Annotated in this window: 17 protein-coding genes; 5 read left to right on the top strand and 12 right to left on the bottom strand. The window is 51.3% G+C overall.

Annotation, left to right across the window (positions count from 1 at the left end; all coding sequences use genetic code 11):
* Positions 1-135 precede the first annotated feature (135 nt).
* The 6 genes from MKZ07_RS04675 to MKZ07_RS04650 all read right to left on the bottom strand — a co-directional run bounded on the left by MKZ07_RS04675 (position 136) and on the right by MKZ07_RS04650 (position 8,316).
* Positions 136-1,731 carry a response regulator gene (locus MKZ07_RS04675; RefSeq protein ID WP_341024768.1) on the bottom strand — a complete coding sequence of 532 codons (1,596 nt, stop codon included), beginning with the start codon at positions 1,729-1,731 and terminating at the stop codon, positions 136-138.
* Between the two features lie 18 nt (positions 1,732-1,749).
* Entirely contained in the window at positions 1,750-3,117 is a 1,368-nt protein-coding gene (locus tag MKZ07_RS04670; RefSeq protein ID WP_036694415.1) for an ABC transporter substrate-binding protein, read from the bottom strand.
* A gap of 14 nt (positions 3,118-3,131) precedes the next feature.
* Positions 3,132-4,859 (bottom strand): cache domain-containing sensor histidine kinase, encoded by a 1,728-nt coding sequence (locus MKZ07_RS04665; RefSeq protein ID WP_341024765.1) that lies wholly within the window; start codon positions 4,857-4,859, stop codon positions 3,132-3,134.
* 185 nt (positions 4,860-5,044) lie between these two features.
* Positions 5,045-5,908: a carbohydrate ABC transporter permease gene (locus tag MKZ07_RS04660; protein WP_341024763.1), complete on the bottom strand. Its 864-nt coding sequence runs from the start codon at positions 5,906-5,908 to the stop codon at positions 5,045-5,047.
* The gene (locus MKZ07_RS04655; RefSeq protein WP_341024762.1) at positions 5,905-6,855 is read right to left on the bottom strand and encodes a carbohydrate ABC transporter permease; all 951 of its coding nucleotides are present in this window, start codon (positions 6,853-6,855) and stop codon (positions 5,905-5,907) included. The genes MKZ07_RS04660 and MKZ07_RS04655 overlap by 4 nt, the downstream gene beginning before the upstream one ends.
* A 99-nt stretch (positions 6,856-6,954) precedes the next feature.
* Positions 6,955-8,316, bottom strand: a complete 1,362-nt coding sequence (locus tag MKZ07_RS04650; RefSeq protein WP_341024760.1) for an ABC transporter substrate-binding protein — start codon at positions 8,314-8,316, stop codon at positions 6,955-6,957.
* Positions 8,317-8,515: 199 nt separating this feature from the next.
* Here MKZ07_RS04650 and MKZ07_RS04645 point away from each other — a divergent pair, with 199 nt between their 5' ends.
* Complete coding sequence (locus MKZ07_RS04645) at positions 8,516-8,953, top strand: hypothetical protein (RefSeq protein WP_051493399.1); 438 nt, start codon at positions 8,516-8,518, stop codon at positions 8,951-8,953.
* Between the two features lie 17 nt (positions 8,954-8,970).
* On the top strand, positions 8,971-9,555 hold the full coding sequence (locus tag MKZ07_RS04640; RefSeq protein WP_051493400.1) for a thermonuclease family protein: 585 nt from the start codon (positions 8,971-8,973) through the stop codon (positions 9,553-9,555).
* Between the two features lie 42 nt (positions 9,556-9,597).
* Here the strand turns inward: MKZ07_RS04640 and MKZ07_RS04635 are convergent, their stop codons facing one another.
* Positions 9,598-9,810 carry a hypothetical protein gene (locus MKZ07_RS04635; RefSeq protein WP_036694420.1) on the bottom strand — a complete coding sequence of 71 codons (213 nt, stop codon included), beginning with the start codon at positions 9,808-9,810 and terminating at the stop codon, positions 9,598-9,600.
* A 217-nt stretch (positions 9,811-10,027) separates the two neighbouring features.
* Here MKZ07_RS04635 and MKZ07_RS04630 point away from each other — a divergent pair, with 217 nt between their 5' ends.
* Together MKZ07_RS04630 and MKZ07_RS04625 are read left to right on the top strand one after the other, a co-directional pair.
* Positions 10,028-10,240 carry a hypothetical protein gene (locus tag MKZ07_RS04630; protein ID WP_036694421.1) on the top strand — a complete coding sequence of 71 codons (213 nt, stop codon included), beginning with the start codon at positions 10,028-10,030 and terminating at the stop codon, positions 10,238-10,240.
* A 3-nt stretch (positions 10,241-10,243) separates the two neighbouring features.
* Positions 10,244-10,549, top strand: coding sequence for an HNH endonuclease signature motif containing protein (locus MKZ07_RS04625; RefSeq protein ID WP_036694422.1), 306 nt, complete (start codon positions 10,244-10,246; stop codon positions 10,547-10,549).
* A 281-nt stretch (positions 10,550-10,830) separates the two neighbouring features.
* On the opposite strand, the gene MKZ07_RS04620 is transcribed toward MKZ07_RS04625, so the two are convergent.
* The 3 genes from MKZ07_RS04620 to MKZ07_RS04610 all read right to left on the bottom strand — a co-directional run bounded on the left by MKZ07_RS04620 (position 10,831) and on the right by MKZ07_RS04610 (position 12,589).
* Positions 10,831-10,989 (bottom strand): hypothetical protein, encoded by a 159-nt coding sequence (locus MKZ07_RS04620; RefSeq protein WP_200869198.1) that lies wholly within the window; start codon positions 10,987-10,989, stop codon positions 10,831-10,833.
* Between the two features lie 199 nt (positions 10,990-11,188).
* Positions 11,189-11,551 carry a hypothetical protein gene (locus MKZ07_RS04615; RefSeq protein ID WP_341024752.1) on the bottom strand — a complete coding sequence of 121 codons (363 nt, stop codon included), beginning with the start codon at positions 11,549-11,551 and terminating at the stop codon, positions 11,189-11,191.
* Between the two features lie 36 nt (positions 11,552-11,587).
* Positions 11,588-12,589, bottom strand: a complete 1,002-nt coding sequence (locus MKZ07_RS04610; RefSeq protein WP_341024749.1) for an aldo/keto reductase — start codon at positions 12,587-12,589, stop codon at positions 11,588-11,590.
* A 272-nt stretch (positions 12,590-12,861) separates the two neighbouring features.
* On the opposite strand from MKZ07_RS04610, the gene MKZ07_RS04605 reads away from it, so the two are divergent.
* On the top strand, positions 12,862-13,533 hold the full coding sequence (locus MKZ07_RS04605; protein WP_341024748.1) for a tetratricopeptide repeat protein: 672 nt from the start codon (positions 12,862-12,864) through the stop codon (positions 13,531-13,533).
* Positions 13,534-13,605: 72 nt separating this feature from the next.
* Here MKZ07_RS04605 and MKZ07_RS04600 read toward each other — a convergent pair whose 3' ends face one another.
* Both MKZ07_RS04600 and MKZ07_RS04595 read right to left on the bottom strand, forming a co-directional pair.
* Complete coding sequence (locus tag MKZ07_RS04600) at positions 13,606-14,748, bottom strand: DUF4179 domain-containing protein (protein ID WP_341024746.1); 1,143 nt, start codon at positions 14,746-14,748, stop codon at positions 13,606-13,608.
* Entirely contained in the window at positions 14,745-15,278 is a 534-nt protein-coding gene (locus tag MKZ07_RS04595) for a sigma-70 family RNA polymerase sigma factor (protein ID WP_341024744.1), read from the bottom strand. Before MKZ07_RS04595 ends, MKZ07_RS04600 begins: the two co-directional genes overlap by 4 nt.
* Positions 15,279-15,397 lie beyond the last annotated feature (119 nt).

The following is a 15,397-nucleotide window of genomic DNA, read 5'->3' as shown; positions in this document are numbered from 1 at the left end:
ATTTCATTTCCCCGTATCGCCCACTTCCGGCGTATTCAAAGGGATTTATCCCTTTCAGCAAACGACAAGAAGCACCTAAGTCTCCTTAGGCGCTTACGCGTATCTTGTGTCTATGTAGATGTTGGTCCCCCCTGGCTAAGCCTGCTTCACATGCTCCTCGCGGTACTCTGTGGGGGTCTTGCCGGTCGCTTTTTTGAATACCTGAGTGAAGTATCTCGGGTCCTGATAGCCGACCAGCGGCGCGACCTGATAGACCTTCACATTGCTGCTGCGCAGGATGTACTTGGCGTTCTCCATCCGGCAGTGGGTAACGAATTCGAGGAACGTGTAGCCGGAGATTTGCTTGAACAGGGTGCAGAAATGGCTGATGCTGAGATCGGCCACCTCGGATACCTCCTCGATGCTGAGATCCTTATGGTAATTGGATTCAATGTACCGCTGAACCTTATCAATGATGCTCCGGCCGTCTTCCCGGGCAGCGGTCTTATGACTCTGCTCCAACCAGTCGCGGAAGGTGGACTTCAGGACATTCATCATGTCCGGCAGTGTGCCGAGTCCGTTCAGCTTGCTGAGCAGCCCTTCAATGGACCAGTCATTATGGGTATTCAGATGTGCGAACTGCCGGTACAGCACCACACTCATCTCAATCATCAGGCGCTCGGCCAGCGGCTGGGGCAGACTTTGGGCTTCAATGAAGAGGGACATCTCGTCAAAAAGAGTAAGCATCCGCTCCAGGTTCAACGTGCGGATGCACTCAATTAAGGACAGCTCCAGCTCCTTCGGATACTGCACCTCACGGTTGCCAGCCGCCACTGCCTCCTCTTCCAGGAAGACTCCGGCCTGGCCGGAATAGAAGCGCTGGTACAGCGCCTGGGAGGCTAACGGGTAGACCGTGCTAAGCTGATCAATCCCGCTGGTGCTTCTGCTGATGCCGACAGAGCAGTTCAGCTTGGAGTAGCGCTTGATCCCGGCAATGAGCTGCTCCCCGAGTGCCCGCTTGCTGTTATTTAGGCTAGCCGGGAAGAGCAGAATCCATTCCCCGTTATAGAACGGGAAGATGGACAATGCCCCGTTCTCGAGCGACCACTCCTCCAGGATATTGCGCACGGCAAACAGCCACAGATGCTTCTCTTCAGCGCTCCATTTCGCCGTCAGCGCGGCGTAGTCGTCCAGACGGACCACGGCCATGAAGTATTCGCCTTCCAGCTCGCTGTTCTCCAGCCATTTGAGATGCTGAAGCGGGCGCGGGTTGCCCAGCGTGAATTCGGCCAGCATACGCTCGCGGGCCAGCAGCGACAGGGTCTGCACCGAGAGCATCAGCTGCTCGTTCTCCTTCTGGCGGTCCAGGCGCTCCCTGGCCCGATTAAGCATCTCCACCAGCTCGTCATGGTCGATTGGCTTCAGCAAATAATCAAAGGCCCCCAGCCGCAGAGCTTCCCTGGCATATTCGAACTCCCCGTAGCCGCTAATGAAGATGAAGATCAGCTTGGCGCTGCGCGGCAGCACCTCCTTCATTAGCGTGATCCCGTCAATCACCGGCATGCGGATGTCACTGATAATGATGTGCGGTGCGGTCTGCTGAATCTGCTGCAAGGCGGCCTCGCCGTTCTTCGCTTCTCCCACAATGGTCAGGCCCAGCTCATCCCATGGAATCGCAACCTTCAGGCTACGCAGTATAATTGGCTCATCATCTACGAGCAGTACCTTATATTTCTCCTGCTGTTCCTTCATCTACTACACCCCCCAGGCTTATTGACCCGAAGAACTCCGGATCAGATTCCAATACTGTTTGGATGCATCCTGCAGCTGCTGCAGGGCCTGCTCCGCCTTCAGCCCTCCGTCAATCATCTCTTCAATGACACTGAGGAAGGTCTTCTTCACTTCAGGCGATAACAGATTGTCATACGGGACGAAGCTCTGCTGATTCTCCTCCATCAAATCCATCACCTGGGCGAAGACCGGTCCGGTCTTCTCCGGGTCAAATGCAATCCGCATCGACGGAATCCGGAGCCCCTCATAGACAATTCGCGTCTGAATCTCTTTCGTATAGAAGCCCTTCATCAATTCCAGAGCCGCTGTACGCTTCGCTCCGGTGAGGCTTGAAGACAGCCCGATGCCGATTGTATACCCTCCGGCGATGGACGGCTCTGACCCGGCCTCCCGCGCAGGGAAGGGCATGACTCCAACCCGGCTCTGGAAATCGTCCGGTGCATTGTCTCCCGAGAATAAATTGATATCCCAGTTGCCGTTCAGGTACATGGCTGCCCTGCCTTCAGTGAACAGACGGACCGCCCCCTCAGTAGAGGTATCGTTAGAGTCTTCACTGAAATAGCCTGCCTCCACCCATCTGTTCAGGTGCCGGAACGCTTCCAGGTAGCCGCTGCTGCGGAAGCTCGACCTATCCTCGCCCGTTACCAGCTTCTGAATCAGGTCCGGTCCGGCGTAGCGGTCCATCAGATAATGTGCGAATATCCCCGCAGGCCAGCGGTCTTCGTTCCCCAACGCAAACGGGATATACCCCGCTGCCTTCAGCTTCGCCATCACCGTATCCAGCTCGGCCAACGTAGCCGGAGTGTTAATGCCTAGCTTGGTGAAGATTTTTTTATTGTAATAGAGCGGTTCCGCATTACCCTCAATCGGCAGTCCGTAGATATGCTTATTGAACGTCCAGAGATGTAGATCCTTGAACTGGTTGCTGAGACCGTTCTCTACAGTGAAATCAGTCAGATCCATCAGCCGGTCTGAACGCACATAAGGCTCAATCTCCGCCCCGCCGAACAGAACGAACATATCGGGCGGTGTACCGGTTACCATCTCACTCTTCAGCTTCTGCTCGCGGTGTATATTCTGATCCAGTCCCTCGAAGTTCACCTTCACATTCGGATGGCTCTCCTGGTAGCTGCGCACAACCTCCTCGAAGATCGCCAGCAGCGGCCGGTCATGCTCCTTGATCCAGAAGTGCCGGAAGGTTAGTGTGATCTTCTCGGGCGAGGTATCTTCAATTTGCTCCCGGTCCTCCTGCATAATGAACCATACGGCGCCGGACATCAGCACAATATAGAGGAGAATCCATCCCCAGTTGGTCAACCATCTAAGCACATGCCGCTGGTCCTTCATTTGGCTTCTCCCCCTCATGTCGGCTGTATCCTCGGAATCCGGATGCAGATGGCTGATCCGAAGCCCGGTGAGGAGCAGACCAGAATACCATAGGGATTACCGAACCGGATGTTCAGGCGCTCATGCACATTTTTCAGTCCAACCCCGCTGTCGCTGTATTTCTTGGGATTGCTCCGCTCCTTGTCCCACTGGCTCATCAGCACCTCAAGATCGAAGCCGGGCCCGTTATCCTTCACAATAATGATAATATCCTTGCCGTTCTCCTGAGCGGTAACCGTAATCCTTCCGTGCTCCTCCATCTGCTCAATGGCATGGTACAAGGCGTTCTCCACAATCGGCTGAACAATGAGCTTCTGGGTCATCACATATTTCAGCGGCTCGGGCAGCTCCAGCTCATAGGAGAATTTGTCCTCGAACCGGAACTTCTGGATATCCAGGTAATGGCGGACATGCTCGAACTCCATCTGCAGCGGGATCAGCTCCTGATTCTGACTGATGCTGATCCGCAGCAGCCGGCCGAGCGAGATGACCATTTTGCTGATATCCCGGTTGCCTGCCAGCACCGCCATGGAGTTGATCGATTCCAGCGAATTATAGATGAAATGCGGGTTGATCTGGGCCATCAGCGCCTGCATCTCCGCTTCCTTTTTGCGTCCCTGTTCGGTCTGGACCTGATCGATCAGCTCATTGATCTGCGAGCTCATCCGGTTGAAGCCGTCAATCAGGGAATCGCTCTCATCATTGGCCCGCAGCGGTACCGGAATCGGGGTGAAGATCCCCTGCTTGACCCGCTTCATGCCGTTCACGGCACTGTTAATGCTGCGGACGAGCCTGCGGATGAAATAACGGTCGAACAGGAAGGCCGACAGCAGCGACACCATGCCGAGAATAATCGCAATATTGCGGATGGAGACCGATTCGGAGGAGATCAGGTTCATCGGCGTAATGGCCGCCAGATACCAGTCCGCGTTATGTGAAGGCAGGAAAGTGATCAGAGAACGCTCCCCTTGATAATTGTCAATGTAATAGTCCTGCTCCTGGTTATAATTCTCCTGCAAAAAAGGAAAATCCGTCCGTTCTCCGATATGCTCCCCGGACTTGTTAAAGACGATATTACCCTGCTTGTTGACCAGCAGAATATCCCCTTTCTTCAGGGTGGCAGCCTCCCAGAAAATCTGATCGAGCAGATCCGGCTTCACATATACAACCAGATAGCCGATATCCTCCAGCGAATAATAGTCCTTAATCACTCTGGCATGGACCAGCACCGGCTTATCGCCGCTTGCCGAGCCGTTCTCTCCGGGACCGGACCAAACAGGACGCCCTTCGGCAGACTCCATGGCTCCGAACCAGACCTGCTTATGCATATCTGCAAAAGACATCGGCGCATTGTATTGATACAGCAGCCGGTCTTTGCCGTACAGGCTGAATGAGCTGATCATCGGATGGTTAATCAGCAGGTTGTTGATTTCCTGCTTGCGGTCATAGGTGAGGACGAAATTCTGCTGCTTCAGCGACTGCTGAATCGCAGGCTGTGTGATGGCAGAATTGGTGATCGATGAAATCTCACTGAGGGCGAACTTCAGCTTGCGGTCCGTCTCCAGCAGGGAGATCCAGTAGAAATTGCTTGATTTTTTCTCCATGGCATTCGAATAATTCACATACGTAACAATCCCCATGACAATCACGGGAATGAATACGAGAAGAATAATAGCGAACAAGATTTTGCGGCGGAGCTTCATGACGGTTCCCTTCCTCCTGCGGTCTCTGTCCAAATAGAAGAATAATAGGTTTCACACCTTAACTTATCCTTCTATTTCTCGCTGAAACGGTACCGTCCTCTATAAGGACGGCAAAGCCGTTTCCACTTGATTATTATTCTTCACAGCATTCTGTAAATCCTCTTACTTATAGAATAGATAGACGGTTAACTCTTGATGGCGCCTGAAGTCAGTCCGGCAATCACCCAGCGGCTGAACAGCAGGAAGACAACCAGCAGCGGCAGTGTGGCCGTGAAGGTAGCGGACATAATCATCCCGTAATCGAGACCGTCACGTGTAGTGAACAACTGCTGCAATGCAATCTGAATCGTGAAATGCTCCTTGTTCTTCAAGACCACCAGCGGCCAGAAGAAGTCATTCCATACCGTCATGAAATTCAGAATGCCCAGGGTAGCCATCGCCGGTGTAATGACCGGAACGGCAATTCTCCAGAAAATCCGGAAGTGTCCTCCCCCGTCAATACGCCCGGCTTCAATCAGTTCAGTAGGCACGGCCGAGGAGATGTACTGCCGCATCCAGAAGATGCCGAAGGCATTGACCATAGCCGGAACAATCAGCGCCTTGAAGCTGTCAATCCAGTGAAGCTTGGCCATAATGACATAGGTTGGCAATACGCCAAGCTGCTGTGGAACGATCAGGGTGGCGATAACGAAGACGAACAGCACGTTTTTACCAGGGAATTCATATTTGGCAAAAGCATACCCGGCCAGTGTACAGAAAAACACGACCGAGACCGTCACCATGGACGAGACGAACAGCGAGTTGCCGAGCGCCTGAAAGAAGTCCGATTTGTCCAGCACACGCTTGAAGTTCTCGAAGAACTGGTCTCCGATGTTGAGCAGCGGCGGTACGTGGAACACGGCTCCCTTGTCATTGGTCCCGACCACAAACATCCAATAGAACGGGAAGATGGAGACCAGTGCTCCAAGAATCAGGAGAAGATAGAAGCCCAGCTTGCCGAAGAAGCCGGGATCATCCGGTTTTTTTCTGAACATACGCAGTGTACTCACGCTTTTTTCCCTCCAGTCTCTCTGCCGCCTCTTGAGATCAGCATATTGAGGACAGAGAACAGTATCGTAACGAGGAACAGCAGAACTGCTGTAGCCGCCGCCGTGCCGAAGAAGCCGTTACGGAAGGCCTCACTGTACAAGTAAGTAACCATCGTAATCCCTTCCTGCCGGGTAGATCCGGTACCGGATTGGCCGAGGAAGACATAAGGCTCTGTGAAGAGCTGCAGGGCACCGATAGTAGATTGCAGGGAAACGAAGATAATGAACGGCTTAAGCAACGGCAGTGTAATGAAGAACAGCTGCTGTCTGCGGTTGGCCCCGTCAATTTTGGCGGATTCGTACAGGTCCATCGGAATGCTCTGCAGGCCTGAGAGGAACAGGATCGCATTGTAGCCCGTCCAGCGCCACATGACCATGGTGGAGATGGCAATTTTGACCCCCCACCAGCCGGAGTTGAAGGCCATGCTCTCTACCCCGATTCCGTTAAGCAGCCAGTTGATCATTCCGTTATTGCCGAACAGCGTACTGAATACCAGTGTAACCGCCACGATCGAAGTGATATTCGGCATGAAATAAAGGATGCGGAAGGTCTTCTTGAACCGGGTCATCCCCGAATGCAGCAGCACCGCCAGAAGCAGCGCCAGCATAACCTGCGGCACAGTACCCATAAGCCCCATAATGAGCGTGTTACTGAAGGAGATCCAGAAGGTCGGGTCCGTGGTGATCAGCTCGAAGTTCTTGAAGCCGACGTATTTCATTGGACCTAAGGCGTCCCACTTGTAGAACGATAAATAGAATGTGAAGAAGATTGGATATAGTCCGAATATCGAGAACAGAATAAAGAACGGTGAAATGAAAGTATACGCAGTGAAGCGGCTCCGTCTTTGTTCAGTGAAGAAAGGGCGTTTGCTCTCGGCATGCGGACTCGTAATTACGGGCTCTGCCATGTCACACCTCCAGGGAATTCATATCTAAATCCGGATTCACAGAGGGAATACTCCGTGAATCCGGACATTTGGGGAAGCCTGTTCCCCGCTAATTACAGGTTAGCCGCGTTCTGCAAGAGTTTTTGCCTGCTTCACAGCAGAGTCCCACTCTTTAGCCGGATCGGCTTTCTTCTCCAGCACGTTTTTCAGCGCATTCTTGAAGAAGGTATCGGTCTGGTCATGCAGCGGTCCGTAGTATACCGGCTTCACGCGGTTAGCCGCTTTGCCGAATTCCACCGCCGTCTGCTGTCCGCCGAAGAAGTCATCCTTGAAATCTACGAACGCAGGATCTTCGTACAGGGCAGGAATAGAAGGCATCAGGCCTTTGGTCTTGAAGGATTCCAGCTGGTTATCCTTGTTCACGAGCCACTGGATGAAATCATATGCTTCCTTGGAGTGCTTGCCTTCCTTCGGCAGCGTGATGAACGAACCGCCCCAGTTACCTGCGCCCTCAGGAAGCTGGGCAATTCTCCATTTGCCGGAAGAGTCCGGCGCGTTGCTCTTGATATTGCCGGCCATCCAGGCCGGGCCCATCACGACGGCGAACGATCCATCGTTCATGCCTTGGCCCCATTCAGGCGACCAGAGCATTACATTGCTGATCCAGCCTTCTTGAATGCCTTTAACGGTAAAGTCATACGCCTTCTTCACCTGCGGATTGGTATCGCCGATGAAGCTGCCGTCTGCTTTGCTGAAATAGATCTCGTCCGCCGACTGGTCACGAAGCGCATTGTAGGTCAGATCGGTCAGGTCGGAGAAATACTTGCCTGTCTTGTCTTTGAATGCTTTTGCTACCGTGGCGAATTTGTCCCAAGTATCAATCGCTGCGCCGAAGCCTTCAGGGTCGCTTGGCAGTCCGGCTGCTTCAGCCAGGTCCGTACGGTAGTAGACTACTGTCGGGCCGATATCTGTCGGAAGTCCGAGCTGGAAGCTGCCGTCGATGGAGGAAGCCTGCTTCCATTTCCAGTCGAGATAGTTGGCCTGGATGTCTTTGGCTCCGAGGTCATTAAGGTTATAGAATTTGTCCTGGGCTCCCAGGAAGCGTTCCATGAAACCGATCTCAAGCTGGAAAATGTCAGGAGCGCCTGAACCCGCCGAGAGTGCTGTGGTCAGATTGTTGTGGTGGGCCGTCTGGTCACCGGTATTCTGAATTTTAATGGTTACGTTAGGGTGTTCCTTGGTGTAGGCAGCAGCCAGCTCTTCGTAGTTCACATTGCCCAGCGTCCAGAACGACAGCTCCACCTTCTCTACGGACTCTGCCTTGTCTCCTTCAGCTGCCGGTGCTGCTGTGCTTGATCCCTTGTTACCCGAATTTCCTTCTGCAGCCTTGTTCCCGCCGTTGTTACTTCCTCCGCATGCTGCAAGTGAGCTCATGAGCATGATGGAGACCAGCGCCAGCGCCAGGTTCTTTGTTTTTTTCATTCCTCTGTACCCCTCTCAAAGGTTTCTTTTACAAGATTTAGTGTACCGTAGGCCACGGTTTTTTTTGAGGAGGCATATTGCTGATTTATGGTGGAAATACTTACGATTCTAAAACTGGAGAGTTTTTATCATTACAGTATTTATAAATATTTGTAAATTACCGATAGTTTAAAAGGTAGACGTACAAAGGGGGATTTTAATGTTTAGATCAAAAAAGCTTCTAATTTCCATCGGAATCATCGCTTTATTAGAAATTGCTATTTTTACAGGCATGTCCTTGAGAGAAGCCTTAGGGATGAACTTTCTTCTTACCTCACTTGCTGTAATTATTTTTTGGTTCGTTGGCATGTTTAAGCCGACCATTGTTCGCTGGGGAAATCGAAAAACAATTACCAAGTATTCTGCTGTTATGTTTATTATATTTTTTATTTTGTTCGTGATTGCAATTCCAAAAGCCTCTCCCTTGGAACAAGCTGCTAATAAGACTGATGACCACACGGAAGTTCTTGACACTTATGTACTTAAATCTGAAACCACTAAGAAGAATGCTGAACTTACCAGCTTGTCTATGAATGCAAAAACCATTGAAGCAAAGGTCCCGCAGTTACTGATGGTGATACCTTCACAGTCAAATTAGATGGAAAGTCTGAAAAGGTGCGGCTCATCCTAATCGACACTCCTGAAATAAAACCTGTACAGCCCTTCGGGCCAGAGGCGAGTGCGTTTACAACAAAGTTGCTTAAGGATCATACAGTCAGACTTGAATTCGATGTATCCGAACGTGACCAGTACGGACGTATCCTTGCTTACGCCTATGTTGATGATAAAATGGTAAATGAATTGCTGCTGGAGAAAGGTCTTGCACGAGTCGCTGTCTTTCAGCCGAATGTGAAAAATGTTGATCATTTCAGGTCAATCCAGAAAAAAGCTCAAGCAGCAAAATTAGGGATATGGAGCTTAAAAGATTACGCAACTGATAAAGGATATGATGATACCGTTGTGGCTAAAGCTACTATCCAGCCCACTGCCAGAGTTAAACCTTCACCTAAGCCTACAGCCACACCTAAGCCTACCGCTACTAAAAAACCGAAACCAAAAGCAACCCCGCAACCAGTTCAAGAGGTTTACTACAAGAACTGTTCAGCCGTGAGAGCAGCCGGTGCTGCGCCGATCTATGCTGGAGAGCCTGGATACTCTAGAAAGCTTGATCGAGAGGGTGACGGAGTGGCGTGTGAATAGATTTAACCCCGGAATTACGATCCGGGGTTTTGTTATTGTGATCTATTTTCCTGTCTTTTTAAAAAAGGATTTGATTCCATCGTATATGACCATCAATCCAATAATTAAAGCCAAACTTCTTACAACAAACTCAGCAATATAGAGGCTACCTTGGTATTGTGTTGAGCCGAAAGTATGCCCAGTGATAAATCCTGGTGATATCATTATAAGCACACCTACAACGACACTTGAAATTAGTAATACGACCTTACTCACGAATGTCCCCCTCCCGTTTTCACTCTTCAAAACTAATGTATTGAAACGAACAAACTTACGAATATTATATTTTCAATTCCCTTACTTAACAACACTAATCTGGAATAAAACCACAATATTACTAGCATTCAGTTCCTTCATAGGTCGAACTAAAATTTATCAAATGATATAATTGCTGAAGCAGCAGTTATCCCAATCTAAAGGAGATTTATATCCCATGCCCATCAACCGACCACTACTCACTGATCAGGATCTGCAGGAAGCGATTGACCACAAGCTGCCCGTCCGCGTCTTCCAGGATGACCATCTGGTGAATTCCGGCGCTACTATAGTGCGGTTCACCGATTCGGATGTTGTGATCCAGTCGCGGGTCAGTGATCTAACCTATTATTCGCGCAGCCGCTGTGAATTCTTTGAAGTGCGGCCTTAAGAGATGACTGCCCGGGCCTTGGACACGTGTGAGCTGTGCGGCCGTTCTCCTCTTGCAACTACCGTTCACCATCTGATCCCCCGCAAGAAAGGCGGCAGCCTGCTCCCGACTGCCCTTCTGTGCAACGCTTGCCACCGGCAGATTCATGCCCTGTATACCAACAGCGATCTCGTTGTTCTTGGCCTTACGACACTGGACAGCCTGCGGAGCGACCCGCAGATTGCCGCTTATCTGAGATGGATCATGCGGCAGGCACCGGGCTCCGAACCGAAGCTGCGCAAATCAAAGCGCGTACGAAGCAAACGCTAATCTGCTGGGAAGCAGGATGAAGCAAGTGCTTCGAGGTGAATAGGATTACCTTCGCCCAGCACCGAATGTATACTGTTTTCCGCATACATTTGGGACATATGCCGCACCTCTTATCCACTAATCCACACGCACCTTGTCCACAAAAGGAGAAAACTATACTTTCCTAAACAACAAAAAAGGTGCCTTCCGAGTTCCGGGAGGCACCTTTTTGCTGCTTTTGCTGAAGGCTCTATGATTTGCTGCAAGATCTTCTGTGGAAAATAGTTCTGCTGCACCATTGCTTATTTCTTCATGTCGCCATAGTTGCTTAGCTTCTCGTTAAGGACTTCCTGAAAGCTCTGGACTTTGTCTTCCTGTCTCTGCGCTTTGGGATGGACAACAGGCTGAGGTCTAAAAAACTGATGATTAAAAGCCATAAGGTTATGTACGCTCATACTCATTGAAGTTCAACCTCCTTCCATAATCTTCACCTTATTTGCGTGAGTGCGAAGTATCTTATCCCTTATATAACCTGCTCTTTCCAGTCCTAAACAGTTTCATCTCAGAAAAATGGAAATAGCGGACCCAGACTTGAAAATCAAAGTCCGGGTCCGCCGCTGAGTATCATTCTATTCATTCATCAGCTCTACTAAATAATGGCTACAACGAAAAATCAGTCACGCCTTTCTTGGCGGCATATTTCAGCATATACGTTCCTCCGCCCTCAAAAGGCATCGTGGCGATGGTGATGCGAGTATAGTCGAGCCTGTGATCTTTTAAGACTCTCTTAACCAGAGCAATTCCGCGGGCTTCATCTGTCACTACGCAGAATAGATTAAGCACATATTTGGCCGGGTCAGCCATACTCTTGCCCATATCAAAGCCATCCACATAACCAAGTTCGGCATCCGCCAGGAACAGATTCAAGTAATCGGTTACTTTGTCTCTAAGCCATTCATCACGCTTGCTTCCCTTGACGCTCTTCAAGGGATACTGTACCACGAGCCAATGCTTCTCATTCATTTGTGTTCACCACCAGACTTATGGGTTCCTTACAGGTTACTTCTTCAAGGCTGCCCAGGAAGCCTCGTTCAGCAGCTCCAGCTCCTCCGGCTCCAACCGGAAGCTCATGGCACCGACATTCTCCCGCGCATGGCGGGCCTTGGACGCGCCGGGAATGGCAACTACAGTGTCGCCATGATAATGAATCAGCCAGTTCAGCGCGATCTGCCCTGGAGTAACCCCGTATTTGTCAGCCAGCGCAGTCAGCGAAGTGATTAGCGGCTTACTGCGGGCCAGGCTCTTGTCGTCCAGGCCGGACATCATCCGCCGGGAACGCGAGACGGCAGCCACCTGTGAAGGATCATTATGGAAGCGGCCGGTCAGGATGCCCTGCTCAAGCGGAGAATACGCGATGATCGAGATTCCCAGCTCCTTAGCAGCCGCCATGAGACCATTCTGGTCGATATTCCGGTGAAGCAGATTATATTTGACCTGATTCGATACGAGCGACAGACCGTAGGTCTTCAGCAGCCGGTGCGCTTCTGTCATCTGCTTGGCGGAATAATTGCTCACTCCGACATAACGGATTTTGCCGGCCTTCACCAGTCCTGCCATCGCCTTCATCTCACTGGCAATGGAGGATAACGAGAACGGCTGATGGATCTGATAGAGATCAATCCCTCTACCGCCCAGACAGGCGATGCGCTGGCCGATAGTAGAGGTAATTGAGCCTGCCGTCCGCAGCATCGGCCACCATTTGGTCGCAATCAGCGGAGCCGCATGGGGACTGCCCTCCTTCTGCAGCTGATCCAGCACATGAGCCAGCGCCTGCTCAGATTTGCCGCCGCCATAGATTTCTGCCGTATCCACCCAGTTCATGCCGCCTTCCAGGCTGACCCGCACAATATCCAGAATATCCTCATCTGTAATGTTGCTCCAGTAGCGGCCTACGATTCCGCTGCCCCGGCTGAACTGCCAGCAGCCCAGACCTAGCGGTGATACAGACAGCTCAGAGCGTCCCAGGGGACGCAGCTGGACCTTGCTTGCCAATGTGTCCATGTTTCATCCTTCTTTCTGTAAGAGCTAATATAGCCATGAAACAATTTAACTGTACACAAAGCTTATGACTTCTAAGGCAGGCTGTCAATTACAGCTGTGCAGGGCAGAAGCAAGAGTCCCACCGATCGTCCCGGTCTAACGAACGAGCGCACCGTGACTCTTTTTTGCGTGGCTTCAAAAAAGGATGATATGGTATAATTACCCTGCCTATTCATATCCAACTTGCAGGAAGCGCAATCGAACCACACACGTAACGGAGGGAATTCATATCCATGATTAAAATTCTAGGTTTCCTGCTGCTCTACCGGCTGCTCGGTAATCCGATTCTGGCCCTGATCATCCTGCTTGTCGTTCTCTATTTCCTGGACCGCCGTTATGTCGGCATTCTGCCCAGCTTCTCCAAGCCATTCCGCCGCAGCCGTCAGATGTCGAAGCTGCGGACGACCATTGCCCAGAACCCGAACGATGTAACCGCCAGATTCGATCTGGCCCGGCTGCTGATTGAACGCAAACGATTCAGCGAGGCCAAGGAGCTGCTGACCGCCATCGCTGACCGTTATGAGACGTCCGCTGAATACTGGGTGGAGCTGGGATACGCCAACCTCAAGCTGGGACAGCTTCCCGAAGGCGAAGCGCAGATGCTTAAGGGGCTGGACATCAACCGCCGGGCGCAATACGGGCAGCCTTACCTGCGTCTGGCCGAGATTTTCCGGCATGTGGATCAGGACAAAGCGCTGCATTATGTAAGCCAATTCCAGGAGATTCAATCCTCCTCCAGCGAAGCCTATTATCTGGCTGGCTCGATGTTCAAGTCGCTGGGACGGACTGAGGACGCCAAGCTTGCTTTTAACGAATCGCTGGCTGTCTACCGCTCTCTGCCCAAGTATAAGAAACGTCAGGAACGCGGCTGGGCGCTGCGCAGTTATTTTGCGAAGCTGAAGTAAATTCATCCCGGTCTTCCTAAGCAAATAGCCTCCGGTGCAAATTAACCTTTGCTGACCGGAGGCTTTTATATGCTATTTTACCGGAACAGTGATCTCCAGCTCAGGAATGTACCGCTTCTGTCCATCTTTCCAAATGGTAGGCTTAATGATAATGCGGGCCGGGATCGTCTCAAACGGTTCATAATTAAAAGTGTAGGATAAGATATTGCCTTCGCCAGTCCCGCCTTCGCCGCCGAGTCCCCTAACTTCCCGCCCTTGCTCGTCTGAAAGCTCAAAATAGACCGGGAAGTGGCCATTCACCTTATATTTGTCCGGAATGTTTGCTTCTATAGCCTGAATGCCCGCCCCGGCTTCCCCTTGTAATTCTGCCACCAGCAGAGTTGAAGTAGTACTTACCTCCAGCCGTTTAATCATCAGATTAATGTGATCATGAGTTTTCAGGATATCCGGTGTAAGAACGACGCCCTCCAATACTTGGCGGGTTACGGGGAACTCAAAAATGAACGGGTCGGCAAACCCGGGAAGATAGACAGACATTTTGAAATCAAAGGTGCCCGGAAGCTTCAAATTCCCTGAATTTAGAGTTGTAATAATGACAGAATCGGAGGCCTCCTGCCCGCCGGGTGCAATCTTCACTCCCGTATTAACAAGCTCTCCGTTTACATAAAAATCCATGGGGCGGTTAAGGCGGCCTGTATCTGGATCAGGGATAGCCCATGTATCTGAAAAAGACTTGTGCGCATACACGCCCTTCGACCGGGTCATCACCAGGGACAGACGGCTTCCGTCATACATTTGTTCTGATACGGTTAGAGTCATCCCGTCCTGTGTGACGGTCTGCTCAACATTTGTGGTTAACCCTGCTTCGTTTGCTTTACGCAGCCCGGAATCTCCTGCAAGCTGGAATACGCTTGACATGAACGGTAACTTCTTCAAGGTCTCTGCCATGGCCGGGGAGATGAATCCCAGGCTAATCAGGAGCACCAGCCCTCCGGCCACAGATGCTGCACTGATCATCACCCGGGACAGCCACCGGGGCATTCTTTTACGTCTGAGCGTCTCCAGATGCTCTGAAGCCGCCTCCAAGCCAGCCTCATCCTTTTCACTGATAATCCGGTACGTCTCCTCCATACGCAGATGCACAAGCTCCGGCAGTTCAGGAAGAGTCTCTTCCTGAAGGTCTGCCAGCCTGCTCTCCAACCGCTGCTGGCTCATCCGTTCACCTTCCTTTCTACAGGTTGCTCCAGGGATTGCTGTAACGTCTTGCGGGCGCGGTGCAGCCTGGTCTTGACCGCACTCTCTGACAGCTCAAGCAGCCCGGCAATCTCTGGCACGGTTAACCCCTGATAATAATGCAGCTTAACAATGGTCCCTGATATCTCTTCGAGCCTGCCAATGGCCTGGCGCAGATCTATCTCTTCTGCGGACGAAGATATGGCTTGTACGCTCTCCGGCGGATTGGGCATGACGACTACCCTTTCCCGTCTGCGCAGAATCAAGTTGCATTCGTTGATCAGAATACGAAATAGCCATGTGTTGAAATAAGCCGCTTCTTTCAGTCCTGAGATGGCTTTAAAAGCCTTCAGTACAGTCTCTTGCATCGCATCTGCACAATCCTCGTCACTCCTGACCATGGACTTGGCCATACTGTACATCCGCCGCTCCTGACTCTTCACCAATTGGATGAAGACCTCGCTGTCACCTGCCTGGGCACGCCTGACCAGATCCTCTTGTCCGGTGTTCAAATATGATTGCCCCCCTTCTTCCGGGAAGCTGCCGCATCCCCATTCAGTGCTTTCTTTCATATACTCTTTAGATGATGTACAAGCCGATAAGGTTACATCGGCACGGTGATTTTTTATTT

The sequence above is a fragment of the Paenibacillus sp. FSL P4-0338 genome, from assembly GCF_038002365.1.
Lineage (GTDB): Bacteria > Bacillota > Bacilli > Paenibacillales > Paenibacillaceae > Paenibacillus_AQ.
Note: the sequence above shows the minus strand (reverse complement) of the source record. Positions and strands in the feature narration are given on the sequence as shown.

Excerpts from the sequence above, each read along its gene's own strand:
- MKZ07_RS04675 (WP_341024768.1), bottom strand. The coding sequence starts at position 1,731 with ATGAAGGAACAGCAGGAGAAATATAAGGTACTGCTCGTAGATGATGAG.
- MKZ07_RS04670 (WP_036694415.1), bottom strand. The coding sequence starts at position 3,117 with ATGAAGGACCAGCGGCATGTGCTTAGATGGTTGACCAACTGGGGATGG.
- MKZ07_RS04665 (WP_341024765.1), bottom strand. The coding sequence starts at position 4,859 with ATGAAGCTCCGCCGCAAAATCTTGTTCGCTATTATTCTTCTCGTATTC.
- MKZ07_RS04655 (WP_341024762.1), bottom strand. The coding sequence starts at position 6,855 with ATGGCAGAGCCCGTAATTACGAGTCCGCATGCCGAGAGCAAACGCCCT.
- MKZ07_RS04650 (WP_341024760.1), bottom strand. The coding sequence starts at position 8,316 with ATGAAAAAAACAAAGAACCTGGCGCTGGCGCTGGTCTCCATCATGCTC.
- MKZ07_RS04645 (WP_051493399.1), top strand. The coding sequence starts at position 8,516 with ATGTTTAGATCAAAAAAGCTTCTAATTTCCATCGGAATCATCGCTTTA.
- MKZ07_RS04630 (WP_036694421.1), top strand. The coding sequence starts at position 10,028 with ATGCCCATCAACCGACCACTACTCACTGATCAGGATCTGCAGGAAGCG.
- MKZ07_RS04625 (WP_036694422.1), top strand. The coding sequence starts at position 10,244 with ATGACTGCCCGGGCCTTGGACACGTGTGAGCTGTGCGGCCGTTCTCCT.
- MKZ07_RS04620 (WP_200869198.1), bottom strand. The coding sequence starts at position 10,989 with ATGAGTATGAGCGTACATAACCTTATGGCTTTTAATCATCAGTTTTTT.
- MKZ07_RS04615 (WP_341024752.1), bottom strand. The coding sequence starts at position 11,551 with ATGAATGAGAAGCATTGGCTCGTGGTACAGTATCCCTTGAAGAGCGTC.
- MKZ07_RS04610 (WP_341024749.1), bottom strand. The coding sequence starts at position 12,589 with ATGGACACATTGGCAAGCAAGGTCCAGCTGCGTCCCCTGGGACGCTCT.
- MKZ07_RS04605 (WP_341024748.1), top strand. The coding sequence starts at position 12,862 with ATGATTAAAATTCTAGGTTTCCTGCTGCTCTACCGGCTGCTCGGTAAT.
- MKZ07_RS04600 (WP_341024746.1), bottom strand. The coding sequence starts at position 14,748 with ATGAGCCAGCAGCGGTTGGAGAGCAGGCTGGCAGACCTTCAGGAAGAG.